35 protein-coding genes are annotated in these 25,750 nt (G+C 69.2%); 8 read left to right on the forward strand and 27 right to left on the reverse strand.

The features are described 5' to 3' along the window. The first annotated feature begins 289 nt into the window (after positions 1 to 289). Entirely contained in the window at positions 290 to 1,042 is a 753-nt protein-coding gene (locus ACZ6C1_RS29355; RefSeq protein ID WP_469244875.1) for an SDR family oxidoreductase, read from the forward strand. Between the two features lie 76 nt (positions 1,043 to 1,118). Here ACZ6C1_RS29355 and ACZ6C1_RS29360 read toward each other — a convergent pair whose 3' ends face one another. Then, positions 1,119 to 1,445, reverse strand: coding sequence for a nuclear transport factor 2 family protein (locus tag ACZ6C1_RS29360; protein WP_469244877.1), 327 nt, complete (start codon positions 1,443 to 1,445; stop codon positions 1,119 to 1,121). A 200-nt stretch (positions 1,446 to 1,645) separates the two neighbouring features. Here ACZ6C1_RS29360 and ACZ6C1_RS29365 point away from each other — a divergent pair, with 200 nt between their 5' ends. After that, on the forward strand, positions 1,646 to 2,032 hold the full coding sequence (locus ACZ6C1_RS29365; RefSeq protein ID WP_469244879.1) for a DUF1304 domain-containing protein: 387 nt from the start codon (positions 1,646 to 1,648) through the stop codon (positions 2,030 to 2,032). On the opposite strand, the gene ACZ6C1_RS29370 is transcribed toward ACZ6C1_RS29365, so the two are convergent. Further along, positions 2,029 to 2,511 carry an SRPBCC family protein gene (locus ACZ6C1_RS29370; RefSeq protein ID WP_469244880.1) on the reverse strand — a complete coding sequence of 161 codons (483 nt, stop codon included), beginning with the start codon at positions 2,509 to 2,511 and terminating at the stop codon, positions 2,029 to 2,031. The genes ACZ6C1_RS29365 and ACZ6C1_RS29370 overlap by 4 nt on opposite strands. Before the next feature lie 858 nt (positions 2,512 to 3,369). On the opposite strand from ACZ6C1_RS29370, the gene ACZ6C1_RS29375 reads away from it, so the two are divergent. After that, positions 3,370 to 3,600: a helix-turn-helix domain-containing protein gene (locus ACZ6C1_RS29375; protein WP_469244882.1), complete on the forward strand. Its 231-nt coding sequence runs from the start codon at positions 3,370 to 3,372 to the stop codon at positions 3,598 to 3,600. Between the two features lie 165 nt (positions 3,601 to 3,765). On the opposite strand, the gene ACZ6C1_RS29380 is transcribed toward ACZ6C1_RS29375, so the two are convergent. Further along, the gene (locus tag ACZ6C1_RS29380; RefSeq protein WP_469244884.1) at positions 3,766 to 3,981 is read right to left on the reverse strand and encodes a hypothetical protein; all 216 of its coding nucleotides are present in this window, start codon (positions 3,979 to 3,981) and stop codon (positions 3,766 to 3,768) included. Positions 3,982 to 4,136: 155 nt separating this feature from the next. On the opposite strand from ACZ6C1_RS29380, the gene ACZ6C1_RS29385 reads away from it, so the two are divergent. Genes ACZ6C1_RS29385 through ACZ6C1_RS29395 form a run of 3 tightly spaced genes read left to right on the forward strand, consistent with a single transcriptional unit; the run spans position 4,137 to position 4,792 of the window. Then, the gene (locus ACZ6C1_RS29385) at positions 4,137 to 4,385 is read left to right on the forward strand and encodes a GntR family transcriptional regulator (protein ID WP_469244886.1); all 249 of its coding nucleotides are present in this window, start codon (positions 4,137 to 4,139) and stop codon (positions 4,383 to 4,385) included. 29 nt (positions 4,386 to 4,414) lie between these two features. Then, a complete protein-coding gene (locus ACZ6C1_RS29390) occupies positions 4,415 to 4,579 on the forward strand; it encodes a hypothetical protein (protein WP_469244888.1) in 165 nt (54 codons plus the stop codon). A gap of 9 nt (positions 4,580 to 4,588) precedes the next feature. After that, positions 4,589 to 4,792, forward strand: a complete 204-nt coding sequence (locus ACZ6C1_RS29395; protein WP_469244890.1) for a hypothetical protein — start codon at positions 4,589 to 4,591, stop codon at positions 4,790 to 4,792. A gap of 157 nt (positions 4,793 to 4,949) precedes the next feature. Here ACZ6C1_RS29395 and ACZ6C1_RS29400 read toward each other — a convergent pair whose 3' ends face one another. Further along, positions 4,950 to 5,768, reverse strand: a complete 819-nt coding sequence (locus ACZ6C1_RS29400) for a phage antirepressor KilAC domain-containing protein (protein WP_469244892.1) — start codon at positions 5,766 to 5,768, stop codon at positions 4,950 to 4,952. 257 nt (positions 5,769 to 6,025) lie between these two features. Here ACZ6C1_RS29400 and ACZ6C1_RS29405 point away from each other — a divergent pair, with 257 nt between their 5' ends. Next, positions 6,026 to 6,352 (forward strand): DUF6233 domain-containing protein, encoded by a 327-nt coding sequence (locus tag ACZ6C1_RS29405; RefSeq protein WP_469244894.1) that lies wholly within the window; start codon positions 6,026 to 6,028, stop codon positions 6,350 to 6,352. Positions 6,353 to 6,454: 102 nt separating this feature from the next. Beyond that, positions 6,455 to 6,733 carry a hypothetical protein gene (locus tag ACZ6C1_RS29410; protein WP_469244896.1) on the forward strand — a complete coding sequence of 93 codons (279 nt, stop codon included), beginning with the start codon at positions 6,455 to 6,457 and terminating at the stop codon, positions 6,731 to 6,733. 738 nt (positions 6,734 to 7,471) lie between these two features. On the opposite strand, the gene ACZ6C1_RS29415 is transcribed toward ACZ6C1_RS29410, so the two are convergent. The 23 genes from ACZ6C1_RS29415 to ACZ6C1_RS29525 form a co-directional block, all read right to left on the reverse strand. Then, positions 7,472 to 7,735, reverse strand: coding sequence for a hypothetical protein (locus ACZ6C1_RS29415; RefSeq protein WP_469244898.1), 264 nt, complete (start codon positions 7,733 to 7,735; stop codon positions 7,472 to 7,474). 2 nt (positions 7,736 to 7,737) lie between these two features. Next, positions 7,738 to 8,313 (reverse strand): recombinase family protein, encoded by a 576-nt coding sequence (locus ACZ6C1_RS29420; protein WP_469244900.1) that lies wholly within the window; start codon positions 8,311 to 8,313, stop codon positions 7,738 to 7,740. 181 nt (positions 8,314 to 8,494) lie between these two features. Beyond that, positions 8,495 to 8,836: a hypothetical protein gene (locus ACZ6C1_RS29425; RefSeq protein ID WP_469244902.1), complete on the reverse strand. Its 342-nt coding sequence runs from the start codon at positions 8,834 to 8,836 to the stop codon at positions 8,495 to 8,497. A 14-nt stretch (positions 8,837 to 8,850) separates the two neighbouring features. Then, on the reverse strand, positions 8,851 to 9,204 hold the full coding sequence (locus tag ACZ6C1_RS29430) for a hypothetical protein (protein ID WP_469244904.1): 354 nt from the start codon (positions 9,202 to 9,204) through the stop codon (positions 8,851 to 8,853). Beyond that, a complete protein-coding gene (locus ACZ6C1_RS29435; protein WP_469244906.1) occupies positions 9,194 to 9,526 on the reverse strand; it encodes a hypothetical protein in 333 nt (110 codons plus the stop codon). Before ACZ6C1_RS29435 ends, ACZ6C1_RS29430 begins: the two co-directional genes overlap by 11 nt. A gap of 108 nt (positions 9,527 to 9,634) precedes the next feature. Continuing rightward, positions 9,635 to 9,979 carry a hypothetical protein gene (locus tag ACZ6C1_RS29440; RefSeq protein ID WP_469244907.1) on the reverse strand — a complete coding sequence of 115 codons (345 nt, stop codon included), beginning with the start codon at positions 9,977 to 9,979 and terminating at the stop codon, positions 9,635 to 9,637. A 24-nt stretch (positions 9,980 to 10,003) separates the two neighbouring features. Continuing rightward, the gene (locus tag ACZ6C1_RS29445; protein ID WP_469244909.1) at positions 10,004 to 10,978 is read right to left on the reverse strand and encodes an N-acetylmuramoyl-L-alanine amidase; all 975 of its coding nucleotides are present in this window, start codon (positions 10,976 to 10,978) and stop codon (positions 10,004 to 10,006) included. A gap of 31 nt (positions 10,979 to 11,009) precedes the next feature. Continuing rightward, complete coding sequence (locus ACZ6C1_RS29450; protein ID WP_469244911.1) at positions 11,010 to 11,705, reverse strand: hypothetical protein; 696 nt, start codon at positions 11,703 to 11,705, stop codon at positions 11,010 to 11,012. Further along, a complete protein-coding gene (locus ACZ6C1_RS29455; RefSeq protein ID WP_469244913.1) occupies positions 11,705 to 12,448 on the reverse strand; it encodes a hypothetical protein in 744 nt (247 codons plus the stop codon). Before ACZ6C1_RS29455 ends, ACZ6C1_RS29450 begins: the two co-directional genes overlap by 1 nt. Continuing rightward, entirely contained in the window at positions 12,445 to 13,506 is a 1,062-nt protein-coding gene (locus ACZ6C1_RS29460) for a DUF5047 domain-containing protein (RefSeq protein WP_469244914.1), read from the reverse strand. The genes ACZ6C1_RS29455 and ACZ6C1_RS29460 overlap by 4 nt, the downstream gene beginning before the upstream one ends. 23 nt (positions 13,507 to 13,529) lie before the next feature. Beyond that, a complete protein-coding gene (locus tag ACZ6C1_RS29465) occupies positions 13,530 to 15,761 on the reverse strand; it encodes a hypothetical protein (RefSeq protein WP_469244916.1) in 2,232 nt (743 codons plus the stop codon). 3 nt (positions 15,762 to 15,764) lie between these two features. Beyond that, positions 15,765 to 20,657 carry a peptidoglycan DD-metalloendopeptidase family protein gene (locus ACZ6C1_RS29470; RefSeq protein WP_469245175.1) on the reverse strand — a complete coding sequence of 1,631 codons (4,893 nt, stop codon included), beginning with the start codon at positions 20,655 to 20,657 and terminating at the stop codon, positions 15,765 to 15,767. Then, positions 20,551 to 21,012, reverse strand: a complete 462-nt coding sequence (locus tag ACZ6C1_RS29475; RefSeq protein WP_469244918.1) for a hypothetical protein — start codon at positions 21,010 to 21,012, stop codon at positions 20,551 to 20,553. Before ACZ6C1_RS29475 ends, ACZ6C1_RS29470 begins: the two co-directional genes overlap by 107 nt. Further along, on the reverse strand, positions 20,955 to 21,284 hold the full coding sequence (locus ACZ6C1_RS29480; RefSeq protein WP_469244920.1) for a hypothetical protein: 330 nt from the start codon (positions 21,282 to 21,284) through the stop codon (positions 20,955 to 20,957). The genes ACZ6C1_RS29475 and ACZ6C1_RS29480 overlap by 58 nt, the downstream gene beginning before the upstream one ends. 72 nt (positions 21,285 to 21,356) lie before the next feature. Next, positions 21,357 to 21,914, reverse strand: coding sequence for a phage tail tube protein (locus tag ACZ6C1_RS29485; RefSeq protein WP_469244922.1), 558 nt, complete (start codon positions 21,912 to 21,914; stop codon positions 21,357 to 21,359). Between the two features lie 76 nt (positions 21,915 to 21,990). After that, positions 21,991 to 22,392 (reverse strand): hypothetical protein, encoded by a 402-nt coding sequence (locus tag ACZ6C1_RS29490; protein WP_469244924.1) that lies wholly within the window; start codon positions 22,390 to 22,392, stop codon positions 21,991 to 21,993. Next, positions 22,392 to 22,631, reverse strand: a complete 240-nt coding sequence (locus ACZ6C1_RS29495) for a hypothetical protein (RefSeq protein ID WP_469244926.1) — start codon at positions 22,629 to 22,631, stop codon at positions 22,392 to 22,394. Before ACZ6C1_RS29495 ends, ACZ6C1_RS29490 begins: the two co-directional genes overlap by 1 nt. Further along, positions 22,631 to 22,999 (reverse strand): hypothetical protein, encoded by a 369-nt coding sequence (locus ACZ6C1_RS29500; protein ID WP_469244928.1) that lies wholly within the window; start codon positions 22,997 to 22,999, stop codon positions 22,631 to 22,633. Before ACZ6C1_RS29500 ends, ACZ6C1_RS29495 begins: the two co-directional genes overlap by 1 nt. Then, a complete protein-coding gene (locus ACZ6C1_RS29505; protein ID WP_469244930.1) occupies positions 22,999 to 23,343 on the reverse strand; it encodes a hypothetical protein in 345 nt (114 codons plus the stop codon). The genes ACZ6C1_RS29500 and ACZ6C1_RS29505 overlap by 1 nt, the downstream gene beginning before the upstream one ends. Positions 23,344 to 23,349: 6 nt before the next feature. Next, on the reverse strand, positions 23,350 to 23,889 hold the full coding sequence (locus ACZ6C1_RS29510; protein ID WP_469244932.1) for a mobile element protein: 540 nt from the start codon (positions 23,887 to 23,889) through the stop codon (positions 23,350 to 23,352). Beyond that, on the reverse strand, positions 23,876 to 24,127 hold the full coding sequence (locus ACZ6C1_RS29515) for a hypothetical protein (RefSeq protein WP_469244934.1): 252 nt from the start codon (positions 24,125 to 24,127) through the stop codon (positions 23,876 to 23,878). The genes ACZ6C1_RS29510 and ACZ6C1_RS29515 overlap by 14 nt, the downstream gene beginning before the upstream one ends. Before the next feature lie 101 nt (positions 24,128 to 24,228). Then, on the reverse strand, positions 24,229 to 24,444 hold the full coding sequence (locus tag ACZ6C1_RS29520) for a hypothetical protein (protein WP_469244936.1): 216 nt from the start codon (positions 24,442 to 24,444) through the stop codon (positions 24,229 to 24,231). Between the two features lie 10 nt (positions 24,445 to 24,454). Next, positions 24,455 to 25,744, reverse strand: coding sequence for a phage major capsid protein (locus ACZ6C1_RS29525; RefSeq protein WP_469244938.1), 1,290 nt, complete (start codon positions 25,742 to 25,744; stop codon positions 24,455 to 24,457). Between the last annotated feature and the right edge of the window lie 6 nt (positions 25,745 to 25,750).

The following is a 25,750-nucleotide window of genomic DNA, read 5'->3' on the forward strand; positions in this document are numbered from 1 at the left end:
GCCCGGGCGTCGGCCTCGGCGGCGTGGGCCGTGCCGGGCAGGTTCACCGAGAGGGCGAGGGCGGCGGCGGCTCCGGAGACGGTGAGGAAGCCACGGCGACCGAAGTGACGGGCGGCGGCGCGGAGTTCGGGTGCGTGGTGGGCACTGGACCGGTCTGCGGGTGTCATGGACCCCTCCCCTGACGGTGTCTGTCAGAGGCATCTCAGTAGCACCGATTGTCGAGTACACAACATCCACATGTCGGCCACATGAGTTCCGCGTGCCGGACTCTCCCGTACCCTGCGGCCCCATGAGCGCTGTACGGAGGATCGCGGTGGTGACGGGGGCCGGCTCGGGCATCGGCCGGAGCGTGGCGCTGGCGCTGGCGGAGGAGGGCTGGGCCCTCGCTCTGGCCGGACGCCGGGCCGAACCGCTGGAGGAGACGGCGGCCCTCGCCGGTACGGACGCCCTCTGCGTCCCGACCGACGTCACCTCGCCCGACGCGGTCGCGGCCCTCTTCGCGGCCACGCGGGACCGCTTCGGCCGCGTGGACCTGCTGTTCAACAACGCGGGCACGTTCGCCGGGGGCGGCACGCCGGTCGAGGACCTGGACCACGAGACATGGCGGGCGGTCGTCGACGTCAACCTGACGGGCGCGTTCCTGTGCGCGCAGGCGGCGTACCGTCAGATGAAGGAGCAGTCGCCACAGGGCGGCCGGATCATCAACAACGGCTCCATCTCGGCGCACGTCCCGCGGCCCCACTCGATCGCGTACACGGCGACCAAGCACGCCATGACCGGCCTGACGAAGTCACTGTCCCTGGACGGCCGCCCCTACCGCATCGCGTGCGGCCAGATCGACATCGGCAACGCGGCCACGGAGATGACCGAGCGCATGCAGGCGGGCATCCTCCAGGCGAACGGCCGACGGGCGCCCGAACCGGTCATGGACGCGGCGGACGTGGCCCGCACGGTGGCCCACATGGCGGCACTGCCCCTGGAGGCCAACGTCCAGTTCGCGACGGTCATGGCCACGACGATGCCCTACATCGGCCGCGGCTGACCCGGCCGGCGTCCCCCCTGCCGTCCGGGCACCGCGCCCGCCCACCCGCCGGGGACTCCCGCGCCGGCCGGCACGGCTACGCCTGGCCCGTCTCGAAGCGGCTCACCTTCCCGTCGTCGCCCACCGTGAACCGCCACGCGGTCCGCATCTCGCCCCAGGTGTCGTTGCGGTAGCGGACGACGAGCGCGCGGCCGTCGGCCTGCTCGGACTCGACGTCCATGTGCCCGTTGGCGGAGAAGATCTCCCGCTCGGCCCACTGGTCGAGGTCACGGTCGGAGCCGTCGTCGGACATGGTGGCGCCGGGCGTGAGCGCCGCGTGGAACGCCTGCTGGTCATGGGCGTTGACCGCCGTGACGAAAGCGCGCACGGCGGGGTCGGTGAGCCGGTCCACGGGCACGGTCATGGTGTCTCTCCTTCGGTACGGGTACGAGGACGCCCCAGCCGTACACGCCGGTACCCCACTTCCCGTGCACCTTGCGCCACCCGTGGCGCGTCAGCCCCGGCCCCGGCCCGTGGGCGGGCGGACGGCCGCACGCACCCGTCCGGGTGAACGGACTGTGTCCTGGCGGCCGGGGGCGTGGCCCGGGGCGGACCATCGGCCGCATGCACGCCGTCAGTCAGGTCTTCGCCCTGATCGCCGCGGCGGTCCACGTCTTCGTCTGGCCGCTGGAGAGCTTCCTCTACGGCCGGCCGTGGGTGCGCGTCTTCCTGACCGGCAGCACGGCCGACGCGCCCGAGGTCCGGCTGTGGCGGTTCAACGTCGGGTTCTACAACCTGTTCCTGGCGCTCGGGATGATCGCCGGGTTCGTCGCGCTGCGCCTGGGACACGAGACCACCGGCCGCACGCTGATCATCTACATCTGCGCCTTCATGATCGGCGGCGGGATCATGCTGCTCGTCTCCGACCCCAAGCTGTGGCGCGGCTCCCTGGGGCAGGCGGTCCCGCCGCTGGTCGTCCTGGTGGCCGACCTCGTCGACCGGGCGTCCTAGGCCGGGCCCGGCCGCTGTTCGACCGCCTTCGCCACGTCGGCCAGGTCCCGCTCGACCGCCTTGGCGACGGCCCGGCGCCCCAGCCCGCCGAGCAGCTTGGCGAGCAGCCCGCCGACACCGCGCGGCGGGCGGGCGGAGAACGCCATCCGCACCACGGTCCGGCCCGGCCCCGCCTCCCGCACGGTGAACTCCGAGACGTAGTGCGCGCCCCTCGACTCGGCCTCCACCACGTAGCGGGACGGGGCCTGGCAGGCGGTCACCCACATCTCCTCGGTGGCCTCCTTGCCGAACATCTTCCGGGTCTCGATCCACCGGGTGCCGGTCTGGAACGGCCCCTCGGTGAGCACCTCCACGCGGGTGACACCGCTCAGCGTGCCGGGCATGCCGTGCAGGTCGGTGAGCGCCTCCCAGACGCGGTCGCGCGGGGCGGCGATGGGGCGTTCGACGGTGACGACGGCGACCTGTGGTGTGTGGTCCATGTCCGGATTGTCACCGAGAGGGGAGAGGCAGACGAGTCGGGCTGTACGCCGGGTTCTGTGCCCAGCAGGTTTGCGACCTGTCGACATCTCCCTCTGAGAGCCCGATAAGCCTCTGACCTCGGTTCTCTTCTGTTCTCTTGTTGGGTCGATGGTGGGTCGATGTTGGGGCATCTGAGTCTCCCCCACCGCTCCCCACCCCCAGATTCTCCCCAAGCGCTCCCCCAGGACCACCCTCCCACCAGGCCGTCTACAGCAAAATGCCGCCCGCCAGATTCCCGGCGGGCGGCATTGAGGGGGTCGTCTACGGGCCGAGGCTTCCAGGTTCGTAGCTGAGGCCGCGACGGACGGCGTACCGTCGGCGCTCGGCCTCGAGGGTCAGAACGCAGCAGCCGCATGCCGCGATCTCGTAGGTGTCCCCCGACGGCGTGACGATCCGGTCTAGAGGCGAGACGAATACATCCTCGTCGGCACACCGGAAGCAGTTGCCAGGCTTCCACTCGTACAGGGCAAGGACAGCGTCCGGAGTCAGACGGGGTGGCATGACGTTCTCCGCTGGAGCCGACGTGGGGCGAGCTGTATTCGCCGTGGCGCTGCACTGCGGCACGGTGCGTGCCGCAGCCTTCTCTTGTCCAACGGTTGGAGTGACCACGCCGTGGTTCATCCTTTCGTGTGAACGTTTGTTCTACTACCGACAGTAGCTTCGACTCTGTGGCATATGCCAGCAAGCCGCGAGGTGTGAGCTGTATGGAGTTGGGGGTTCCGCTTACTGTCTCGCATGCTCCCAGTTCACCCACCATGATCACAAAAGGCGCCAGTTCTGGCGCTGACAATCGATCATGATCGCAGCAGGTTTGTCGGGTGTACGCCGATCTACCCGAGTGGGTACTAGAGTCCCGCCGGGTCCTAGGTCGGCGAATTCAGGACGCCCGCCTGGCTGCCGACATGACGCAAGAGGAACTTGAGGAGCGGACCGGCATCGCAAGGAGGACACTCCAGCGGATCGAGGGCGGCTCTAACGACCCCAAAATGTCGCACCTCCTGCTCATCGCTCGCGCCGTCGGCGTGTCGATCCATGACCTGCTGCCATAGCCCGCTCAGGTGTGTACCTCGCGAACGGACCTGACCATCGTCTCGGCATATTCCACGCCACGAAAGTGCACGGCGCAATAGTTGTCGTGTAAATCGTGCGCGCCCCGTGTGAAACGGTGACGCTGAGTATCCGCCCGCCGGGTCCGCCGAACCGGCGGGCGGAGTTCATAGGCAGCACGGGCCGGCGTAGACGGGGGCGTCGAGATCGTGGGCCCCGTTCTGACCAAGGGTCACGCCGACGTACCGGCCGCCCTCCCAGATGGGCCGTGCGCACCAGACGCAGTGGGTGCCGGCGTACTGCCCGTGGGTCAGCTCCTCGGGCGGCGGGATCTCGCGCCCGCCCCCTGCCGTGCCTGCCGTGGCGTCGGTAGCCTCACTCATGCCGTCAGCCCTCCAGCTGGTGGCCACGCCCCCGGGCCGGTCGCGCGGTCGCGGGGGTCCTTGCTACTCAGGCCCACATTAGCGCGATAGGTGCGATAGGCGGGATAGGTGAGCTTGTCTCGCCTGGAGGACCAACCCCACCTAGCGTCCAGATCATGGACTGGAAGCCGGAGATTCCCAGGTGGAAGCAGGTGTACGACCTCTTCGAGGAGCGCATCGACAGCGGCGTGTACCCCCCTGGCGAGCGGCTGCCGTCCGCCCTCGACATCCAGACGGAGACGGGCATCAGCCCTGTCACCGCCCGGCGCGTCCTGAAGGAGCTGCGCGAGGCAGGCCTGGCGTACATGGAGCCCGGCATCGGCACGTTCGTCTCGCGGCTGCCAGACCGGCCGAGCCAGCCCTGATGTCAGACCGGCGCCGTACCCTGATCGGCATGACTGGGGTGGGGCGTACCGCAGATGAGCTGAACGCCGCGATTCGGGCCCTGTGGCCGGCCGGGGCGGTGCAGCCACTGGACCGCGACCGCTACGAGCGGCTGCTGGTGGAGTGGGCGGACGCGGCCCGTGCCGAGCGTGGGGAGCAGCAGCTCGCGGCATAGGATCCGGCCGTGGCAATCGAATTACCCGCCGAGCTGATGCGGCTCGAAGAGCGTGCTTGGGCTGAGCAGCAGGCCGGTGCGCTGACTGTGGAGACGGCACTCGCGGTCCAGCAGGCGCTCACCGCATACGCTGCGGCTATCTGTGAGGGCCGGTACGAGGGCGAGGCGACGGTGGAGCGGGCCGCCAGGAACCCGGAGCCGGACGAGTCCTGACGCGTCTCCGCCCGTCGGTCGCTGTCCCCGGTGGGGCCGACGGGCGGGTCCGGTAGAGCTGCGCCCAGCCAGAGGCGCGGATAGATGCCGCCATGGTACGAGCGGGCACTGACAACGAAAGGCCCCGCCGTTGGGTGCGGCGGGGCTGCGTTGCCAGTCAGGCGGCGGCGGTTCCGTACTTGCGCCTGACCCATTCCGCGCCCTTTGGGGTGAGGAGCAGGGTGCGGGTCCAGCTTCCGTTCGGGAGTGCTTCCCGGACGAAGGCGAAGCGTCCGCCGTTCTTGTCGGCGTACACGTCGTACTGGACTCGCCGCGGGTCGTCGGGATGCGGGTACGAGAAGACGTACTTATCCGTGATGAGCTGGTTGCGGAGGTCGGTCTCCTTCACGCCGATCTCCTTGGCGACTTGGCGGAGGCGGACGTTGTCCTTCTCGTCTTGCCAGTGCTCGAACGCCTCCGCCTTCGGCTTGGCCTGCTCGAGCTCGAGCTCGGTACGCACGAGCTTGAGGGCCGTGCTGTGCAGGATCGACGCCATCTCGAGGACGCCTTGCGAGGTGCTGATGTCGGGGACCGCCGACTGTGCGAGCTCGGCCTCGCGGGTCTTCACCGCGAAGTACGTCTTGGCCGCCGCCACTTCGGGCTTGCGTCCGTCTCCTGCGAGCGCTACGTGGTACGCGCCGAAGCGGGTGAGTCGATAGTCCTTCACCTTTGTGCGGCCCCACCTGCCGGTCTCCATCACTTTGGCGGCACCGACAATGTGATCAAGCGGGTCTAGTCCGCTGGCTTCGATCGTCGCTGTGGCACGAGAGATCGTGTCGTCGAACTTCCGCCACTCCTCGTAGCCCATGAGCTGCTGGAGGTCCCGGGCAGACCACCGCTCTTGCCCCCGGTGGTCCAGAAGCATGATCTGGTCGAACGGACTGCCTGCCGGAGTACCGTCACGCGGCTCGGGCAGGCTAGTGTGGAACTGATCCAAGGGTCTTCTCCTTGATCCGAGCCCCCGGCGGACTGTACCTCCGCGCGGGGGCTGATCTTGTCCCGCTCCGTGGCCGCATATGCCGCCACGGATGGCCTAAAGGCTACGCGCCGTGATCAGTCGAGTAGGGCTCTAGACGAGGGGCGCGCAGGAGCGTCTGTGCGGCGCGGATGCATGTACGCGCGCCCCACGCTTGACTCTTTCCCGCAGCCCGCTTCGTCGCTCGGCTGTGCTTCTCTCTATATAGACTCGAACACGTGTCCGATCAGCCCAGCCGTCTTGACCTGCTCCGGTTCCTCGAGCGCGTCCAGCTCCAGCAGCTCGACCAGACGCGCCGCTGGATCGAGGACGAGCAGCGGCGGCAGCAGATCCAGGCCCGCACCGCGCCGCCACCCCCGCCGCCGTACCGGATCCAGCGCGGCCTCACCGCCGAACGCGCGCCCGTCAAGGTCCACCTCGGGGACTGCGCCATGGGGAAGAAGGGGCAGGGCTGCGACGAGCACGACGCGAGGCGGGCCATCGTCGAGGGCGTCGAGGCCTGCGCCGTATGCCGCCCGGACAGCGAGCTCGGGATGCTGGACTGACGGGCTGACCTACCGGCCGAAGCCTCGAGCGGCAATCTCGCGCATCCCGTGCCACGGTGGGATTGGAACACCTGGAGGTCAATAAGCTGAACGGAGCACGCCATGGTCATCAAGAAGTTGCACGACATGGGTCTGCGTAGCGAACACGCATACGCCGCCGGCCTCGCCTCCATCGGCCTTACCGTCGCCATGTGGGCCGCGTCGCTGAAGGTGGAGCCCGGCACCGGGCTCGCCCGCGCTGACAGGTGGGGGATTTTCGTCGGCGAGTGGGCGCCCACATTCTTCGGCCTTGGTCTCGCCCTGTCGCAATACGAGCAGCAGGAGGGCACCCTCACCTCCACCGGCGCCGACGTTCGGGATCTCCATCGAGCCGTCGGATAGCCGCTCCCCGTAGATGGAGGGGGGTGGACGCGTGCGCACGCGTCGGCCCTCCGTGGGAGCCGGGAGACGGCGCGGCCCCGCCCCAAGGCGTGGGAGGGCGGGGCCATTACGGTCCCCCTGACGGGGGTGATGGGGAGGCCGTGCGGAAATCATGCACCCCGAACCGGCCACAGGGGTAGATGTGCGGCTGGAATATGTCGGGACGCGAAGAGGCCCTCCCCGACGTGGAGAGGGCCTTGATCGCTGACCTACACCGGGCAATGGGGACCGGGTCAGCCAACAGGTGTGCGAGCCGCCCTGCCCCATCGCAGCGTGGGGCAGGGATGCTCTACGCGGAGTCTGGGACCCTTGACCGTCGAGCGGCTCCGGCGTGCGCGTACTGCCGTGCTTCCAGTGTGGCACGAGGATCTGACAGTCGGGGCTATCTACGGCATGCCAGGCACTCGCTCGTAGTCGGGGCAGCGTTGGTAGAGGCAGATGACCCGCTCCGGCTTGCCTGGCTCTGCGTACCGCCGCAGACCCCATGTCTGACAGGAGGGGCATGCATGCTCCGGGAACGGCTTCGTGTACTTGGCGATGAACTCGCCAAACGGTGTGGGAGTCATCGCGCCATGGTGCACCCCTAACACCCGAAGACGCCACTGACCAGCGCATAACGTCGGGTTACTCGCGGGGTACGCTGACGCGGCGGCGTCCCGCCCACTTTCCCTGGGCGGGGCGCCGTTCTGCTGGCGGTGGCTAGTCGAGGTCTCCCCCGTGCTCCTGGTTGAGCCGGGAGGCTTCTTCCCATGTCATCGCAAACTGGTGGTACGCCCGCCTCGGGTTTCCGGAGAGCACGTGCTCCAGCTCTGTCCGCGCGCGTTCTCGCGCCCGCTCTGCTGCTTCCTCAGCGCGCCACTCGATGATCTCCTCAGGGGTGGCGTCCACGACGATGAACGTATCGGTGATGCTGGAGAAGACGGCGAACTTCCCGTCCGGTTGCTTAATGATCTGCTGGCCCATAGTCAGGCTTCCTTCCTGTCGAGGTACTTGTAGATGGTGGTGCGGGCGACGCCGAGTTCGTCGGCGATGCCTTGCACGGTGTGCTTGCGCTTGCCGTCCTCGCCGAGCTCGTCGTACATCTGCTGAGCGAGCGCGGCCTGCCGGGGCTTGAGCGCCTTCTTCCTGCCGCCGACTCGGCCCCGGGCGCGCGCGGCAGTCAGGCCGTCGTGGGTGCGTTCGACGGTCATAGCCCGCTCGAACTCGGCGACGGCGCCGAGGATGTGGAAGAACATCCGGCCGGACGCGGTGCTGGTGTCGATTTTCTGGTCGAGCACGACGAGGTTGACGCCCTGCTCGCGCAGTTGCTCGGACAGTTCGATGAGGTTCTTCAGGGAGCGCCCGAGGCGGTCGAGCTTGGTGATGACGAACTCGTCTCCCTCGCGTGCTGCGATGAGGGCCTTGTCGAGTTCGGGTCGTGAGGCGAGCTTGCCGGACGCCTTGTCGACGAAGATCCGGTCGCACTCGGCCTTCTTGAGCGCATCCTCCTGCGCGTCTGGGTTCTGGTCGCGGGTGGAGACCCGGCCGTATCCGATTCTCATGAACCCAGTGTAGTGCTTGCTAACCCTTTGTGCGACATAGTTCGTGACACGAGTTTCCGTCAAATCCGTCCTGCGGGAACGCGGTTGGGCCACGCCTGCCCGTCATTCACTCGTTTCTCGACGCCCTCGATACGTGTGGGGCGGGCACGACGAAGGCCCCCACCCGAAGGTGGGGGCTCTGTCACTTCGGCGGGGTGTCCGGCTTCTTCCCGCGCTTCACCCAGGCGGCCACAGCCTTGACCGTCGCCGGGTCGAGAGTGGCGACTTCCTCCACGGCGGCTGTGTCGGCGTCGCTCTGCGGCAGGCCGGCGTCCATGAAGGCGCTGTTGAGCATCATCAGGTTCGCGGCCTCTTGTGCCGGGTCCGTCGGCGGCCCCTCGGGGGGCTCCGGCTCAACGGGCGGTTCAGGTGGCGGCGGTTCGGGCTGCGGCTCCTGCCAGCCGAGGCTGACCTGGGTAGCCATATCGGCGGCGCCCACGTCAGGCCGGCGGGCGACAGGCCGCTCCGCGGGCATGTCGGTCATCCGCACTCCAGTTCTCACGCGTCGATGTGATGGATGTACTGACGCGCCCGGTCCGACATCGGCTCCGGAGGGGGCGGCTCCATGCCCTCCCGGCGGATGTAGGAGACGAGGCCGCGCACTCTGCCCAGTAGCCAGCCGATCGCCTCGTCCTGATCGGCGATGCGCTGCCGCTGCTTCTCCGCCTCGGCCTCTCGGAGTTCGACGCGCTTCTCCAACCGCTCGATTGCCTTGCCCTGCTGTTCTGTGACCGCGACGAAGTCGTCCCTCCTCTCCTGCTTCGGCGTGCGGCGGGCGGAGCGTGCCGCCCACACGCCGGCGCCTGCGGTCGCGATCGTCACGCCAATCTGTGCCCAGGTCTCAGGATTCATGCTCATAGGGAGGGCCCACTCTCTTGCGGCGGGGCGGCTCCTGCCATCCCGCGACCACCAGCACCGGGACGGTGATTGCCGTCCATACCGCAGCCGCGATCCAGCCGCGGGGGTTGTCCCCGAGAGCCCAGGTCGCGAGATTTGACGCCATCCACGGCACCACGACGATCACGAGTGCGGGGAAGGCGACTGCGTCACGGCCCGGCGGAGCCCACGCGTACACCAATGCCACCAGCCCGGCGCCTATCCAGCACCATCCCCAGGCGGCGAGCGGCATCAGTTTGATGAGGAGGACGAGGCCGCGCTGGTCAGGCTGCGGCATCGTCACCTGTGCGAGCCCATAGAGGGCCCACACGATTCCGTAGCAAGAGAGGATCGCCCCGCGGCGGCCGAGCTGTCGCCTGAGCCGCCGCAGCAGAGCGCACCGCACCTACACTCCAGTCAGGCGACGGTCGGTGCTCGGGGAGACCTGGCCACGGGTGATGAGCCCGAGGACGGCGAGCACGACCGCGTTGAGGGCGCCGACGGTTTCCGGGGCGACCTCGAGCCCGTAGGCGGCGAGCAGCGCGACGCCAGCGGCGACGAGTCCGGTGAACGCGGACGGCGCAATGGGCCGGGTCACGGCTGCGGTGGCCGCGGCGAACACGGCGCTGACGACAGCGACGATCGCGCCGGCCTGCTCGGCGGACAAGCCGAAGTTGAAGGACACGATGAGCGACAGACTGGCGCTGATCGCGGCGATGAGGAGAGCCGGTTCACGGCCGAAGGTCTTCATGGGTCTCTCGTTTCTGCGAGGGGGCTACTCGGCGGCCCAGTACAGGCCGGACGCGATGCGGTGGAGCAACTTGACGGGGCTGCCGTCGGTGGTGGTGGCGCGGACCTCGAAGCGGAGATGCTTGCCGTCGGGGACCTGGCCGGTGAGGTGGAACTGCACGCCGCCGCGGGCCCGCTTGGTGATGGGCAGGTAGGCGGAGGGGCTGCCGCCGGCCGTGTCCGTCAGGTAGAACCGGCCCTCGATGACCGCGTCGGCCGGGGTGCTGGGGTCGAGGAGCAGGTGGACGGTGGTGGCGTGAATGCGGGGTCCGGAGTGGACGACGGCGTCGGCGAACGCGAGGCCGGTCCAGACGCCGGACTCGAGGACGGCGTCGACCGGGTTCGGTTCGTTCAGGACCATGGGCGGCACGTCGGCCTCCTCGACGGGTGCAGGGGCAGGGGCGGGCGTGGGTGTCGTGGGTGTAGGGGTCTGGCCGGTGGCGCGGGCGACGATGCCGGGGAAGACGACCTCACGGAACTGGCGGACGCGGGCGTCGCCGGGGCAGGCGGTGCCGGCGACGGCCCAGGCGGAGTGGAGCCGGTGGTAGCCGAAGCCGGGGTCGTCGTGGGTGCGGCAGATGCGCAGCGGGATGCCGTGCCGTTGGTGCAGCCACACGCCGAGGCGGATGAGCATCTCGACCTGCTCGTCGGTCCACGGGTCGGTGCCGCTCGTGTTGCTGGCGGTCTCGATGCTGACGGCACCAGTCCCGTCGGGGCGGCGGTTCGCCGCAGCGTTGGCGTCGGCGCGGGTCTCGGTGCCGATGAACTGTCCCAGGTCGCCCGCGTACCCGAGGCCGAAGTGCGACTCGAGGTTCGTGCTGTCCCGCCAGTACTCGTAGGTCCGGCGCGCGGTCCAGGGGGCGATGATGCTGTGGACGATGAACTGGGTGGGCCGGATCGCGGGCTGTGTGTCCGACTCGGGCTGCAGCTCGTAGCGGGTGGCGAACGGGCACCAGGCCATGAGGCACCCCCTTCAGGTGGTGGTAGGCGGGTTACATGCGGTCGAGTCGCAGCCAGGAGTGGGTGCGGAGGATTGTGGCGGTGGCGTTGCTGGCGTTCTGGGCCCAGACGAGGGAGAACGTGCCGGGGGTGCCTGCGGTGATGACGAGGCCGCGGGGTTCGGCGGCGAGGATGGTGCCGGCGCCGATGGTGCCGATGGCCATGGTGGAGGTGGTGACGTCGGTGAGGGCGCCCCAGCGGGGGTAGGCGGCGAACGCTGTGGCGGTGGTGCTGTCGGGGCCGCCGGGCCACCACGATCCGGTGGTGCCGGCCGGGGCGGTGAACCCGATCTTCAGGTCGCCTGAGTCGTGGCCGTCGAAGATCAGCAGCCCGTTCAGGGTGTAGGTGGTGTTCGCGGCGACCGTGAATGTGAGGTGTGGGTCGGCGGTCGCGGTCGTTGTCGAGGCCCGGCTGGTGTTCGCGGTCTTGTAGGCGAAGAGGCGGGCATCGTGGGGGACCTCCTGCCAGGCGGAGCCGTCGTAGACGTAGAGCCGGTTGACGTCCTGGAGCCAGGTCACCATGCCCTCGACGGGCGAGGTGAGGGTGGCGGCCCGGGCCGAGGAGGAGGCGAACCGCATCACCGACCTGGGGATGATGCCGTTGGCCAGGTTCGTCGCGAGGGCCTCGAGGTTCGGGCTCTCAGAGTTCTGGTAGACGGTGACGGACTGGCCGTAGGTGTCGGTGGCCATCAGGCGATCCTCCTCAGTGTCAGCCAGGAGTGGCCGCGCAGGATGGTCGGGGTGGCTGAGCTGACCTGCTGTGCCCAGGCGAGGCTGATCTGCCCGGTACCGACGACGACTGCGGTGCCGACGGGGCGGCAGGCCATCAAGTTGCCGGCGCCGACGCCGGCGACCGGGCGGGTTGAGACGGAGAAATCTCCGAGGGCGCCCCAGTTGGTGGTGCTGGCGAACAGGGTGTTGCCGCTGTCGGAGCCGTGCGGGAACCATGCGCCCGTCGTGGAGGCTGGGGCGAACCAGCTCAGCTTGAGGTCGGCTCCAGCGTCGGCGTCGTAGTAGAGGAAGGCGTCGACGACGTAGGTGCCGGGCACGACGTTGATGATCAGGTGCGGGTCGGCGGCCAGCGTGGTCGTCGATGCCCGGGATGTGGAGACGCTTTTGCGGACGGTGACCGTCTCGCCGACCGCGAACGCCCCGGTCGATCCCCGCCCCCAGGCCAGCCAGTTCCCCGAGCTGGACTGGGTGATGACGATGGTGTCGGAGACGGCGGCTCCGACATAGGTCTCCATACGGCGGGCGACGATTCCGTCGGACGTGGTGATCGTGCCGTCCGAGCCAACCGTCGCGACGACAGCCAGCCGCCAGTCGCTGCCCCGCACGCCAGGCGTCTCGCTGCCCGCGCTCTTTGCCTGCTCGCGGACGGCTGCGGCCAGGACTTCGGTGAGGGGCCGGGCGGAGGCGCTCGTGGGTTTCACGTGCCCTCCTTCGCCGAGATGGTCTGGATCGCCATGTCGCCGCCGACGAGGTCGATCGGGAAGGAGTGCACCTGATGGAGCTCGGCGGTGCCGTCCGCGTACACCACCCGCAGCACGTCACCGGGCTCGAGGGCCGGGTTCACCATCGACACGAGGTTCGCGGTGGCGTTCGGCGCCTGGGCGGCGCGCAGCTTCAGCGTGGCGGCGGCCGTGCACTGGCCGGTCGTCAGCAGGGTCGAGGAGCTGTAGAACATCGGCCGTCGGCCGAACGGGCCGGACCAGTAGGTGGGCGATCCCGAGTCGCCGTCGACGACGAGAGCGGAGACGGGGGCGGAGTTCGACTCGGTGTTCTCCCCGCGGGCCAGGACGCCGTTGTAGACGCCATCGCTGGTCATGCCGCGGGCAGCCGAGATGTATGAGCCGCCCTCCCCTACCGACACGGTCCACGCCGGGGTAGTGGTGATCGGGTCGGGTAGCTCGGAGATGACGAACGTGCCGTCGGCGTCCGTGTAGCACTCGGCGCCGATCGCGGCAGCGAGCTCGGTGACGGCGGCCCACGGGTCGCCTTCGATGTCCCAAGTCCGGGCGCCGATCGCCGCATCTGTCGCCGTGGAGCTGACGGCCGCGTCGGGTATGGAGCGCTGAATGAGAGCCGTGATGGCGCCGACCGCGGTCCCGGTCGCCCTGTAGGGGGTCGTGAACTTGTCGTCGGCGACGACACACTCAAGGCTCTTGCCGCTCAGGGTGACCGGCCCTTCGTCGATGTCGCCCTCGACCGAGTCGAGGCGGAACAGACCGACCGGCACCAGCTTGCGGTAGGCCCCGACCTGCACACCGCGGGAGACCCGCAGCCTGGCGCCGTACACGGACAGCTGGTCGGTTGCCGTGCGGGGGATCATGCCCGGGTCGGGGATGGTGACGGTGCACTGGCGTCGGCACTGCTGGCCGCGGTCCACCTGCACCGACCCGCCCGTCACCTCCAGCTGCTCCACCCGGCCGTCGGTGAGGAACAGATCGACCTCGGCGACCGGCTGATGGGACTCGACGAGTGCAGCCAAGAACCGGTCGTCCACGGGATACATCAGGACCTCCGCCCGAAGAGCAGGTCCTCGCCGGTCTCGTACCGCTCCAGGACCTCGAAGCCGGTCGCGTTCTCGGCGATGACGTCGTAGCCGGTGCGGCCCGCGGAGGAAGCGACACCGACAGCGGTCGGCATGTCGACCTGGACGAGGGGCAGCGTCCATACCCGCATCTCGTCCGTAGCGATGCCGCCGCCGCGGGCCTCGGCAATCTGCCCGACAGCGACGTACATGTCGTCGACGCCATGCCCGGGAGCGGCTTGCCACAGCAGGATCGTCCCGGCGTCCAGGAGCCAGTGCAGGGCGGCCCGTTCGTCGTCCGACCAGGTGTAGACGGACAGGTCGCCCTCGAGGCTGCCCCGCACGTCGGAGAGGACGACGGGAGCCTGTCGGCCGCGGACCCGCTGCGCGGTCTGCTGGATGGGCCGCTGCCAGTCCGGCGCCCGCGCGATCATGACGTGGCAGTTGCGGCCCGGGTTGCCAGGGTCCTTCAGCCAGCCGTACTGAGGATCCCCGGCGTCGAGGGTGACGGTGTCACTCACACGGTTCGCCACCACCACGCCCGAGCTGTTCTTTGCCTCGGCGTAGTAGGAGACGGGCACCCCGAGCGGCGCCTCGTAGTCCTCGACGACCAGGGTTTCCGACGTGAGCGGCTCGTCCTCCAGCAGGCCGTTCGGCCCGCGGACCAGGGTGCGGGCACCGCCCTGGGACAGGCGCCACATGGTGACCGTGTCGCCGATCGTGAACTCGCGGAATGTCACCGTGATGTAGGCGTCGTCGTCGTGGGCTTCGATGTCGTCCAGCGGCAGGGACTGCCACAGAGCGGCCCGGTCCAGGCGCAGCACCGATGACCCGGCAGTCGCGGTCAGGGACCATTCGATCGCTGCCTGGGTCGCCCCCGTCGGGGCCGTCCCCGCGACACTCAGGTACCACCAGTTGGGCGAGGGCACGGCAGCGCTGCCGCTCGTGGTGACCCCGAGGTCGACGTTCGCTGCGTCGTACCAGCGGATCCCGCGGACCAGATTCCACCCACCGGCCTGCACCTTGGCGCCGATCTCCGCCGTGAAATCGAGACCCGTTGCCGCCCCGATCGGGAACTTCGCCGAGCGGATGACGCTGGTCGTGGCGGTCGCCGAGCTGACGGTCATGGAGTACGAGCCCTCGAGGCTGTCCGTGCCCCACGGGGTGAGGCGCGCCAGCGTCGCTACACCGCTGGCAACCGTCCACCCGGCGACGTCCTTCTCGAAGCTCGCGTCGGCGTAGGGGACGACGGAGCCCTCCCGGAGCGGGGTGGCCGGGATGATGACCGCGCCGTCCGCGCGCACGATCTGACCGGCCGTACCGCCGGTGATGCCGACGGCGAGGGCGGCGAAGGCCGCGGTGGCGGGCGCGACCTTGGAGACTTTCTGCCGGTAGTAGCCCGTGCCCGGGGCCGACAGGTTGGCCCGCTCCGAGGTGATCAGAGCGAAGCTGGCGTCATAGAAGCGCAGTTCCACCCATGTGGTGCTGCCAGCTGTCGGCGGGTTGAGGTAGGCGTAGCCGATGTACTCCTGGCCAGGCGTGACCGGCGGCCAGTCTGTCGTGCGGGTCCACGCGTCACCGGAGGCGGTGACCGTCATCGCCAGGACATGCCCGCCGGCCAGGTACCAGTCGACCGACCAGTTCGTGGGAGGCGTCTGCCGGGACAGCGTGCAGTTGTTCTCCGGGTGCCACAGCAGCGTCGGCGCGTCCATTCCCTCCGCATCGGCCGACAGCAGATTGCCGGTCGTGCGCATCGGCGTACCGAGGTACACGTTCTCGAAGTGCTGGATCACGCCCGCGCCCGCTGGGGTGACCGCCGAGACGACGACCTGCACCTTTGCCGCGCTGGCGGGGGCGTAGTCGGACACGCTGATGCGGTGCCACGTCGACGAGGCCGCCGACGTGGTCACCGACCACGAGATGCTGATCTCCGTGTTAGCCGCGTTCAGCCAGCGCAGACCGATCCGGTCCGGGACCGTCGCCCCAGACGCGTCACAGAACGCCTGGTACTCCTGCCACGGCACGACGGTGTACGAGGAGACGGTCCGGGCCTGCATCTCGCCTGCGGCCAGGGACGACAGCCGTAGCGTGCCGTCCCCGTTCCTGCCGCCCGTGCCCTTCGAGATGGAGCAGTTCAGCTTCGCCGTCCACCCGGAGGTGTTCGGGTCAACTGATTCCGTCGTCGCCGACAGGAGATTCCCGGGGATCGCCATCGGTCACCCCCTCCTGCCTGCGATAGCCGGGGCCACGGCGCGCAGGGTGGACTCCACCCGGACGTCGGCCACCTGCTCCAGGTACGCGTCAAACTCTCGGTCACGCACGACCAGCTTCAGTCGCTGTCCCTCCAGCGACTGGGCGCCCACGGCTGCGAGGACGGACATGTCCCGCCACTGCCCCGGGGTCAGGACCGCCTCCGGTTGGCGCAGATGATTCACGCCCACCTGTCCGGGCCCGAGCCAGCCGCCCGAGTCGTAGCCGCCGGGCCGGTTGTACGCACGTGGCAGGCTGCCGTACTGGGCCAGCGCGTACCGCATGGAGGCGTACACGTTGGCCAGCGGGTTCGTCGAAACGCCGTAGGAGAACGGGCCCGTGTTCCGGTACCGGCCGGCGTGGCGACGGAACGTCGGTCCGATGACCTGCATCAGGCCGACACTCGGGGTGCCGCGCTTCCAGTTGGAGTCCCACCGGTTGACGATGTTCGGGTCGCCGCCGGACTCCTGGTTCATCCGCCGCAGCGTGATCCCTGTGTACGAGGCGGGCTGCCCGACCAGGCCCAGCGCCTTTCGCACGACGCCAGACCAGCGCTGGACGCCTCGCCCGCCCGTGTCGCCGGTGACGCCCGTGAGGTACGGCATGGGGTCGACAGGCTTGCCGTTGAGCCTGGCCTCCAGGTGGAGGTGCGGCCCGGTGACGTTGCCGGTGGCGCCGACCCGGCCGATCTCCTGGCCGAAGCCGACTGCCCCGCTGTCCCGCGTGGCGGCGGACAGGTGCGCGTACAGGGACTGCAGGCCTTTGCCGTGCTGGACCAGGATGTGGGTGCCGTAGGGACCCTTCCGTCCCACGCCGAGGACTTGCCCGGGCGCGACCGCATGCACGGGCGTACCTGTGCGCGCGGGGAAGTCCAGGCCGGTGTGACGGCCGGACGACCACATGCCGCCGGCGACACCGAACTTCGTTCCGTAGGCGGCGTTGACGGGCTTGACCCACTGGCCGCCAGCGGCGACTTCCCGGTCCTCGGTGCCCTTGATGACACCCAGGGCCTTGTTGAGCAGCGCGTTCGGCACGGCCTTGACCAGGGTCCCCCAGCCGCCCTTCAGGCCGGGGATGCGGTTGATCAGGTCACGGATCGGCCGGGACGCTGCCTGGGCCGCCTTGTGTACCCCGCCAAGGACCCAGTCCTTGGCATTGGACAGGGCGTTTCCGATGGCCTCGACCTTGCCGCCGAACCAGTCCCGGATGCCGCCGTGCGCGCCTGAAACGTCGCCGACACGGCCGCCGCGGGCGAAGCCCGGGAGGCGTCCGGTCTGGTTCATGTAGTCGAGGTTGCCGAAGCCGATTCGGCGAGCACTGTCCCGCTTGATGATGTACTCGTCAGCCATCGCAAGGAGCGGGATGGAGTCCTTGCCTGGTACACCGCCTTCGGTCCGGCCGCCCTCGGCGAACTTGAGTACAGGCAGGGGGTCTATGGGAAGGACCTTGGCTGCGACATTCCACATTTTTCGCAAGCCGTTATTCCACACGAAGTCGATCACCCATTGCACGGGCGTTTTCGTCAGGTCCTTGATCTTTTCCCACGCCTTGCCGATGGCGTCCTTCGCCTTACCGAAGGAGGTGGCGACAAGGCTGACGCCCTTCTTGATGGCCTCGAAGGCAGGCCGGATGCCGCCCTCCCAGGCGGTCTTGATGGCCCACTGGATGCCTTTCCAGATCGGCTGCACGATGTTGTTGTTCAGCCAGGTGAAGGCCGGGCCGAGCTTGGTGCGCACCCACGTGACGAGGGAGGCGATACCGGAGACCAGTCCCGCGATCCAGCCGATGACCGTCGACAGAGCTCCGGCGAGAACACCGACGAAGAACGAGGCCAGCCGTACCAGCGGCGGTAGCAGGGCGGAAAGGACGCCGACTGCCAGGCGCAGCACCAGGCCGACCAGCTCCATGAGGGGCGGCAGGATCGGCGTGAGCGCCACGAACAGGTCGAGCCCGGCCTGGATCAGATCCATGAGGGGCGGCAGGAGCTGCTGGAGCAGCGACCCGGCGAGCTGGATCACGATGCCGAGGATCTCCGCGATCAGCGGGAAGATCGGCTTGAACGCCTCGAAGAGGATCAGAAGGGCGTCGATCAGCGGCGGGAGGGCGGCAGCCAGCGCACCCGCCAGGATCGTCGCCAGCTCGGCGAAGACCGGTGTGACGCTGGCGAGGATCGGCGCGAGCTGCTGGCTCATCGAGGTGAACACCCCGGCCAGCGGCCCCAGCAGCGCCTCAAGGGCGCCTGCAATACCCTCCAGCGCGATGCCGAGAACCGGCAGGATCGGGGTCAGCGCGCCCAGCACCGACTGCACCAGCTGGATACCGATCCCGATCAGCGGCTCGATCGCCGTCATCACCGTCGACAGCGCCTGCGAGAAGACGCCCGCGAGGAGCGTTGCCACCTGCCCGATCAGCGTGACCAGCGGGGCGAGGAACGGCTCCAGGGCTTCGAAGATGCGCGCGATCACCTCGCCCGCCAGGACCAGCGCAGGAGTCAGGGCGTGGATCACGGAGCTGAGCGGCCCGACCAGGACACTGACGAGCTGCGTGACGATCCGGATGATGGGAGTCAGCGCCGGTGCGAGGGCGCTGACGACGTCGGCGATCAGCTTGCCGATGGGTGCTAGAAGCGGCGTGACCGCCTGCACGACCTGCAGCAGCGCGACACCGACCTGGGTGATGACCGGCAGGAGCGCCGAGATGATGGGGGTCAGCGCGGCCGTCAGCGTCGTGATGAGCTGGACCAGTGTGGGGCCCAGCGTCTGCACGATCGGCAGGAGCGCGGCGCCCAGCTGTGTGGCGAGCTGGCCGAGGACCGGTCCGATGGCCGTGGCCATCTCGGCGATCGCGGGTGCGATGGCGGCGAGGATCGGCACCAGTGCCTGCACGACCGCGCCCAGGACCGGCACGATCGCGGCGACGATCTGGGCGACGGCCGCGAAGACGGTGCGCAGCTGGGCCTGAATCTCGGGCAGGCCGAGGACACGGCGCAGCTCCGCGAACGCCGCGGAGAGTGCGCCGATGATTGATCCGCCGGCGTCTCCGGCAGCTTTGAATATCTGGCCGATCGTGCCGAGGATGTTGCCGATGAGCTGGCCGAACTGGCTCAGCACCTGGAAGGCGGTGTCGATCCCCTGCTGCAGGCCTCCCGAGGCGAAGCCCTTGGCGATGCCGTCGGTGAACCGGGACATCGCGCCGGCCATCTGTCCGGAGAGGCGTTCCATCGCTGGCTGAGCGGCGATGCTGAGCTGCCCAAAGGCCGTGATCATCTGGCCCGGGATCTTCTCGAAGGCGGCGAAGTTCCGGTTGGCGCCCTCGAAAATCTTGTCGAGCATGCCCGACTTGGCCATCTCGGAGATCGCGCCGGCCGCGTTCTTCGCCATCGCGTTCCAGATGTCAGCCGTGCCGCCGAGCTGTCGCTGCAGGATGGGGATTGTCTGCTGGCCGAGGCTCGTGATGGTGGAGTCCAAGCCCGCGAACAGCCGGTTCTGGACGGACATGCGCATGGCTGTCCACGCCGGACCAAGGCCCCGGACGGCGGTCACGAAGGACTTGGCGTTCGGGCTGAGTTTCGCCATCGCCTCGTCGAGCTTCGAGGTCTGTGCGGCGGCTGCTGCCTGTGCGTCGGCCAGCGCTGAGACTGCTTCAGCGACGGCGCGTTCCGCGTCGGCTATCTGCCGTTGCCCGTCGACCCGCGCCTTGGCCACCCCTGCCTGAGCGTCCGCGAGGTCGCGCTGCGCATCCGCGACTGCCCGTGCGCCCTCCACGCCCGCGCGCTGCGCGTCCTCCTGCGCGCGCGCAAGCTGCCGCTGTCGGTCGGCGACCGTCGCGGTTGCCGCGCCGATCCGCTCCCGCGCCTGGACAACCTGGGCACTGCCATCGACACCGGCCTTGTTGGCCTTCTTCGCGTCGTCGGCCAGCCGCTTGGTATCCCGCTGCTGATCTTTCAGGTTCAGCGCGGCCCGGTCGTAGGCGAGCTGGAGCTTGGCCAGCTGCTCAGGGGTGGTGCCCGGCTTGGCCTGGGCAGCCTTGAGTTCCCGCTCCGCCTCAGCCAGGCGCAGCGTCGCCTCACGCTCGTCGAGCTGCGACTCGGCGAGCCGCTGGTTCATGTCCTCGAGGCTGCGAATCGCCTCACGCCGGGCGTCCGTCAGCGACGCCTGCGCCTCACGTGCGTCATGCTGGGCGTCACGCAGATCCCGCTCCGCGTCCCGCACGTTGCTCTGCGCGTCCAGCTGCCGCCGTGCTGACTCCTCGACCGTGTCAGCCAGGTTCCGTTCGGCGTCTGCGACCGCGCGCTGGGCTTCGCGCACCCGCTCGGCCGCCTGCACGCGCGCGTCCGCGAGGGCGCGTTGCGCGTTCGCCAGCCCGCGCTGCGCAGACTCGACCGCACGTGTAGCCGAGGCAGCTGCCTTGGCGTCCGCGGTGCCGTCGGCGAAGGCGGCCTTCATGGCGTCGCCCACTCCGGCGAGGCCCAGCTTCAACGCGCCCGCCGCGGTGGCGGCCGTGGCCAGGGCCGGCGCCAGGACAGCTGAGGCGGCGACGACGTTCTGCAGGTTGGCGGCGACCGCGACACCGGCGAGGACGCCGATCCCCTTCAGCCCGGCGCCGAACGCCTTACCGAAGCCGGACCCGGCAGCCTTGCCCGCGCTCGAACCGCGAGCAGACGCCTGCCGGGACCAGTCACCCTCAAACTCGGGCCGGATGCTGACGTATCCGCGTCCGACGAGCACACCGCCAGCAGCCACCGCGCACCCCCTACCGTCGTGATGCGCCCCCGAACACGGCGGCAAGCTGCGCCGCCCCGGAGCCGTGGCGGCCTCCGAAGCGGATGACGTTCGACTTCTGGCGCCGCGGCTCCACACCGGGTCGTTCGATCGGCTCTGGCGGCTTGAGCCGGCCACGCTTCTTCGGATCCGTGTTGACCAGCAGTGTCAGGTGCGTCAGCTCGCGAACTGCGTCCGCGGTCGTGGCGATGAGCTGCTGATCAAGAGACCAGGAGTTGTCAGGGTTCAGCGCCCGCGCGGTGGCCGACCCCGGCGGCAGATACCGGAGGAAGACGCGCAGCTCACGCCACGACATCTCCCCCCGGTACAGCTCCAGCAGTGACCGGCCCGGCCAGTAGTGGGCGACGTCCCACTCGACGGCCTCCCCGTGCTCCTCTAGGAGGCGGTGGAGGCCGGCGATTCCCCCGGCTCCAGCCCGCTGCGCCGCTGCCACTCCTCGGCGATGAGCTCCAGGTCACCGAAGGTGTAGCCCGCCTTGTACATCTCGCGGACCTTCTCGGCACCGAGGACTTCCTTCATGACGCCGACGGAGTCGTTGAGGTCGCCGACCTTCTCCTGCAGTTCGAAGGGCAGGGCCTTGACGGGCGGGAGGGTGAACTCGACGCCCCACAGGTCGTAGGTAGTCGGCGAGGGGAGGGCGTCGCGGCGCTGCTTGGCGAGGGCGTCGAGGGAGACGACTTCCCGCCCGGTGTTCTTGGTGGTCATTCGGTTCTCCTTGCGGGGTTGCGGGTTAGGCCCGGCAGGCACGACCCGCATGCGCGCCTGCCGGGAGTTCGGTTACGCCGTGGCCCAGGCCGGGTCGTTCGACAGCCACGTGGCGATCTCCGGGGCGCTGCTGGCGTAAGCGGAGACGGTCATCTCCAGGCCGACCGCCGCCGACCGGCCGATGGTCACGGCGCTTCGCTCGGTGACCTCACCCCGGGGAATGATCAGACGGTTGGTGATCGTGCCGTCCTCCCACTCCAGACCGAACGCGAATTCGGCGCTGTCGGGGGCGGCGGGGATGCTGAGGGTGTGCACGCCCGAGGCCGTCGCCAGGGTCGCCCCAGGGAAGTACAGGGTGACGGTGTCGGCCTTCAGCTCGATCGCGGTGAAACCGAGTGTGAAGTCGACGCCCGTCAGGACACGCCTCACCGGCGAGAGGGATTGCCAGGCGTTGATGTCCTCGTAGTCGGTCGACGGCTCCAGCGACACGCCGTCGTCCGACATGTAGCCGAGGTCCTTCCAGCCCGCCCCCCAGGCGGTGGTCAGGTCGGTCGGTGCGGTCGTGCCCTTCGGGGCCATGTAGATCCGGCCGGTCAGACCAACGCGCACGTTGTCAGCGTTGAGCGCCACGATTGCCTCCAGGCATCGCGAGGACCCGCGCGGCGCTCGCCGGCGGGTGAACGGATAGGTGGGTGCGGGTTGAGTCCTACGCGGGGCGGATGACCATGCTCATCACGAGCACATACCGCGGGGTTCCGGTGACATCGTCGGGGAGCCAGATCAGGCTCGTCTCCTCGACGTCATAGATGCGTGCCCCCAGCTGCACAGTGCCCTGGGCTGAGAGGAGGTGCGCGGACGCGAGCGCAGCCAAGTCGCGAGCGTCGGCCTTTGAACCTGCAAGGACGTCAATGTCGAGGGTGGCCTGCCTGGTGACGCCCTTGATCCGGGATCCCCCGCCGCCCAGGCTGACCGCCACGACCGGAAGGGAGTCGGCGAGGTGCTCTGGCCACTCGCTGCCCACGGTGACCGACTCGTCGAGCACACGAGACAGCAGACCGATCGCCACCGCCTCGATGTCAGGGAATACCGTGAGCGGGAGCTGGGCCACTACTCCTCGCCCTTACCCGTGCGGCGTCGCGGCGTCGGGCCCGGGTCTGCCGGCGAGGGAGCCGGATCCGGTACGTCGCCCCCCGTCTGGACGGTGGCTGATGCGTCCGCCGGCTGATCGTCGACGACCCGTGACACTCGTCCATCTCGTGCCAGCGCTGCGGCTTCCTCATCAGTCACCTCGATGACGTCGCCCGGCTTGGCGCCGCCCACCCAGTGGGCCAGTTGGATCTTCTTCATCAGGTAGTCCTCATCGCGTCAAGGGTTCGGCCAAGCACGCGCCACTTGGGGGAATGGCCCTCCTGGGGGCGTTCGCGGGAAGTGTTCGGCCGACCGGATCCGAACTCCACCTGTACCGCGTAGGCGACATTGGCGCCGATCTCGCTACGCCAACCGAAACTGTTCCGGGTGAGCTTCGCGTCCAGCGACTTCTTGTAGTCCCCGGACCGCACGACCGCGCCCCATGTCGGGCCGCTGTACACGGGGGCGAGGGCCTCAGCGATGGCCCGGCCCTGCTGGGCCAGGCCAAGCAGGTACGAGGCCATCTCGGGGCTGGACGCAATCTGACGGAACAGCCGCCGGTCCAGCACGATCCGGGCGCGGGCCATCAGTCGATCTCCTTCAGCCGTGCCTCGATGTGGTGCACACCCCCCGTGAACGGGTCGGGCCAGCGGCCGACCTTGCCGTCCACCTCCAGGGTCATGCCGTCGTACTCGACCCGATCGGTGGCCAGGAGGTCCAGGTCAACGCCTTCCGGTGTCTGCAGCTCCCACCCCGTGACCAGGGTGAGCCGATCGTCGTCCTGCTCGCTGGGCTGCCGCTGCCCGACCGGCTGGATGTTCACGCCCTCCACCGTGGTCCGCTCGGCGTTGCCCCAGTCTCGCTCGCGGTTGTTGTACCGGTCGGGGACGAGCGGCGCGCGCACGCGAACGAACGACTGATGGAACAGCATCGGCGCTCACCCCTTGAGCCGGTACTTGTCCACCATGGCCGACCACTGGGCGGTCACGCCGATCGAGGCCTGAGCACCGTAGGAGACGCTCTGGCCGCCGACCTGAACGGACTGCACACCGGGCTGCACGCGGTAGACGGCGCGCGCCTGGTCGATGACCACTTCCTGTATGTCTTCCGGTACCTGCGCATACCCGTGGGTGTAGGTCACTGCAAGGCACCGCAGCGTCTGCGGCCATGGAGCGTCCAAGCGGCGCAAGAAGCCGTCCTCGGACCACTCATAGTCGGTGCCGGCCGTGAGCGCCGTGCCCTCGAGGGAGACGCTCTCCACCGACAGCACCGGGGCGGCAGGCAGCAGCAACGAGTGGGAGCCAGTCCCGTCAAGGACAACCGTGTCTCCGGATACCAGACTCACCGGATGTCGCACCGCGCCGCGGAACCGGCGGGATGCGGCGTTCAGCGCCGCGAGGAGCTTCGGGTCCGTCTCAGGCACGCCGAGCCATACCGCAAGCTCGGCCGGGTCCGCGAGCGGGTCAGTCGCCACCACCCGTACCGCCGTCCTTGGTCGCCGCGGCGGTGCGAGCCTTGTTGCGGGTGGTCGTGCGGGCCTTGGCCGGCGCCTCGGCCGGCTCCGAGCCGGCGTCGGTCGAGGCCTCGGTTTCGGCGCCCTCCAGGACACCGAGCCGCTTGGCGTCGGCGGCGTTGAGCTTCATGGTCGTCTCCACGCCCGAGGGGGTGGTGACGTTGTACTTCTTCAGCGGACCGCCCACGACGGCCACCTCCATCCGTTCATCGAGGGGGACCGAATCCGAGGCGGCGCCACAGGTGGCATGCTGTGCGCCGCACATGGGGCACCGGCCTCGGATCAGTCGAGAGTTGACGAGCGTCACGCCATCAGCCCGGCGTTCTTCAGGGCGGTGATGATGGCGTTGACCTTGTCGGACAGGTCGCGGAAGTTGTTGTTCAGAGTGGCCTGCGAGAAGCTCGCCCCCACGTCCGCGATCGTTCCGTCCGCCGTGCCGTTGCTGTTCGTCAGCGCCGTGACCGCCGCTGCCTGCTTACCCTCGCGAGCCGCGCCCGCACCCGGGTTGAGGTACGCCATGTCAGCCTCCTCAGGCAGTCAGGTCGATCTCGACGAAGGCGTTCGGCTGGATGACGCCGAAGGCGGCCCTCATCTCGGCGAGGATCGCGACCATGTTGCGGATGAAGAAGTTCGCGTGGCTGTCCGAGATGGTGATGGACGCCTGCTCGCGGTCCCACAGGACGGCCTTGCGGAAGTCGCCGACGTAGCCGGTGCCGGCCGGGACGGCTTCGGTCTCGATGACCGGCAGGCCCCACAGGGTGCCCGCAGTTCCGAGCCCGGACGGGCCGCCGAAGTAGAACCTCGCCTCGTTGTCCTGCAGGAGGTCGATGGCCTCCAGGTCCGAGGGGTTGAACAGGTAGGCGTTCGGCGTGGAGCGGCCGACGAGGCGGACCTTTGTGCGCGCCTTGCGGGTGGTGGTCAGTAGGTCGCTGTCGTAGGCCTGGGCCTGAACGCCGGAGACGTTGGCCAGACCCTCGAGGTTCTCGCCGGTGCCGTCGCCGGACACCATCTGGTCCTCGAGTTCCTCCTCCAGGCCGTAGCGGAGGAAGGCGTCGATGATGGTGCGCACCTGAGCGGCGTCAGACAGGGCCCGCTTGGTCAGCGGAATCCAGTGCGCGATCGTCCGCACGGGCGTCGTGACCTTCGCCCATGCCAGCGCGGACTCGGGCTTGACGCCGTTCGCCGCGTTCATGGTGCCCGGGTCGGCGGTCGCCGTCGACTCCGCCACCGGGGCGGCGTTGTTCGTCTGCGACGTCATCCGGACGTATTCGATGGTGTCGGACGTGGTGGTCAGGTTCGTGACCACGTCCCGCAGACGCAGCGGGCGCTGGAAGGCGAGCTGTCCGACCTGCAGGCCCATCATCTGGTTGGTGACGAACGCGCCGCCGGAGGTGTCCGAGCTGCCGGTGACGAGGGCCTTGTAGCCGACCGGGCGGGACTGCACCCTGTGGTCCTTGCCGAACACCCCGTTAGGGGCGGACGCCATCAGGCCCTGGTACTCGGCGGACTTGACGAACGTCTCGCCCAGCGAGGCCTTGGCGTCCGGCACGATCAGGCCGGACGGGGTGCGGCGCTCGCCGGACTTCTCCTCCACCTGGATCTCGTCGCCGAGGTCGGCCAGGGCCTGCCGCATGGTGGCGGAGGCCTTGGCCTTCTCCAGCCCCGACTTCGCCTCCTGCGCCCGGTCCATGAACTGCTTGACCTGCGTGCGCTCGTCGTCGCTGAAGTCACGGCCCTCGTCGTCCGCCTTCGCGGCGATAGCCTGCGCCTGCAGCAGGTTGTGCTTGAGCTGTTCCTTCAGCTCCTGGATCTTGTCCACGGTTCT

Source organism: Streptomyces sp. NPDC041796 (genome assembly GCF_055590785.1).

Coding starts and splice junctions, on each gene's coding strand:
- ACZ6C1_RS29480 (WP_469244920.1), bottom strand. CDS start 21,284: ATGACCACCAAGAACACCGGGCGGGAAGTCGTCTCCCTCGACGCCCTC.
- ACZ6C1_RS29415 (WP_469244898.1), bottom strand. CDS start 7,735: ATGGGCCAGCAGATCATTAAGCAACCGGACGGGAAGTTCGCCGTCTTC.
- ACZ6C1_RS29435 (WP_469244906.1), bottom strand. CDS start 9,526: ATGCCGCAGCCTGACCAGCGCGGCCTCGTCCTCCTCATCAAACTGATG.
- ACZ6C1_RS29515 (WP_469244934.1), bottom strand. CDS start 24,127: ATGGAGGTGGCCGTCGTGGGCGGTCCGCTGAAGAAGTACAACGTCACC.
- ACZ6C1_RS29385 (WP_469244886.1), top strand. CDS start 4,137: ATGGACTGGAAGCCGGAGATTCCCAGGTGGAAGCAGGTGTACGACCTC.
- ACZ6C1_RS29425 (WP_469244902.1), bottom strand. CDS start 8,836: ATGACCGACATGCCCGCGGAGCGGCCTGTCGCCCGCCGGCCTGACGTG.
- ACZ6C1_RS29500 (WP_469244928.1), bottom strand. CDS start 22,999: ATGGCCCGCGCCCGGATCGTGCTGGACCGGCGGCTGTTCCGTCAGATT.
- ACZ6C1_RS29465 (WP_469244916.1), bottom strand. CDS start 15,761: ATGGCGATCCCCGGGAATCTCCTGTCGGCGACGACGGAATCAGTTGAC.
- ACZ6C1_RS29410 (WP_469244896.1), top strand. CDS start 6,455: ATGGTCATCAAGAAGTTGCACGACATGGGTCTGCGTAGCGAACACGCA.
- ACZ6C1_RS29495 (WP_469244926.1), bottom strand. CDS start 22,631: ATGAAGAAGATCCAACTGGCCCACTGGGTGGGCGGCGCCAAGCCGGGC.
- ACZ6C1_RS29505 (WP_469244930.1), bottom strand. CDS start 23,343: ATGCTGTTCCATCAGTCGTTCGTTCGCGTGCGCGCGCCGCTCGTCCCC.
- ACZ6C1_RS29430 (WP_469244904.1), bottom strand. CDS start 9,204: ATGAATCCTGAGACCTGGGCACAGATTGGCGTGACGATCGCGACCGCA.
- ACZ6C1_RS29365 (WP_469244879.1), top strand. CDS start 1,646: ATGCACGCCGTCAGTCAGGTCTTCGCCCTGATCGCCGCGGCGGTCCAC.
- ACZ6C1_RS29370 (WP_469244880.1), bottom strand. CDS start 2,511: ATGGACCACACACCACAGGTCGCCGTCGTCACCGTCGAACGCCCCATC.
- ACZ6C1_RS29420 (WP_469244900.1), bottom strand. CDS start 8,313: ATGAGAATCGGATACGGCCGGGTCTCCACCCGCGACCAGAACCCAGAC.
- ACZ6C1_RS29360 (WP_469244877.1), bottom strand. CDS start 1,445: ATGACCGTGCCCGTGGACCGGCTCACCGACCCCGCCGTGCGCGCTTTC.
- ACZ6C1_RS29380 (WP_469244884.1), bottom strand. CDS start 3,981: ATGAGTGAGGCTACCGACGCCACGGCAGGCACGGCAGGGGGCGGGCGC.
- ACZ6C1_RS29355 (WP_469244875.1), top strand. CDS start 290: ATGAGCGCTGTACGGAGGATCGCGGTGGTGACGGGGGCCGGCTCGGGC.
- ACZ6C1_RS29450 (WP_469244911.1), bottom strand. CDS start 11,705: ATGGCCACCGACACCTACGGCCAGTCCGTCACCGTCTACCAGAACTCT.
- ACZ6C1_RS29440 (WP_469244907.1), bottom strand. CDS start 9,979: ATGAAGACCTTCGGCCGTGAACCGGCTCTCCTCATCGCCGCGATCAGC.
- ACZ6C1_RS29445 (WP_469244909.1), bottom strand. CDS start 10,978: ATGGCCTGGTGCCCGTTCGCCACCCGCTACGAGCTGCAGCCCGAGTCG.
- ACZ6C1_RS29390 (WP_469244888.1), top strand. CDS start 4,415: ATGACTGGGGTGGGGCGTACCGCAGATGAGCTGAACGCCGCGATTCGG.
- ACZ6C1_RS29520 (WP_469244936.1), bottom strand. CDS start 24,444: ATGGCGTACCTCAACCCGGGTGCGGGCGCGGCTCGCGAGGGTAAGCAG.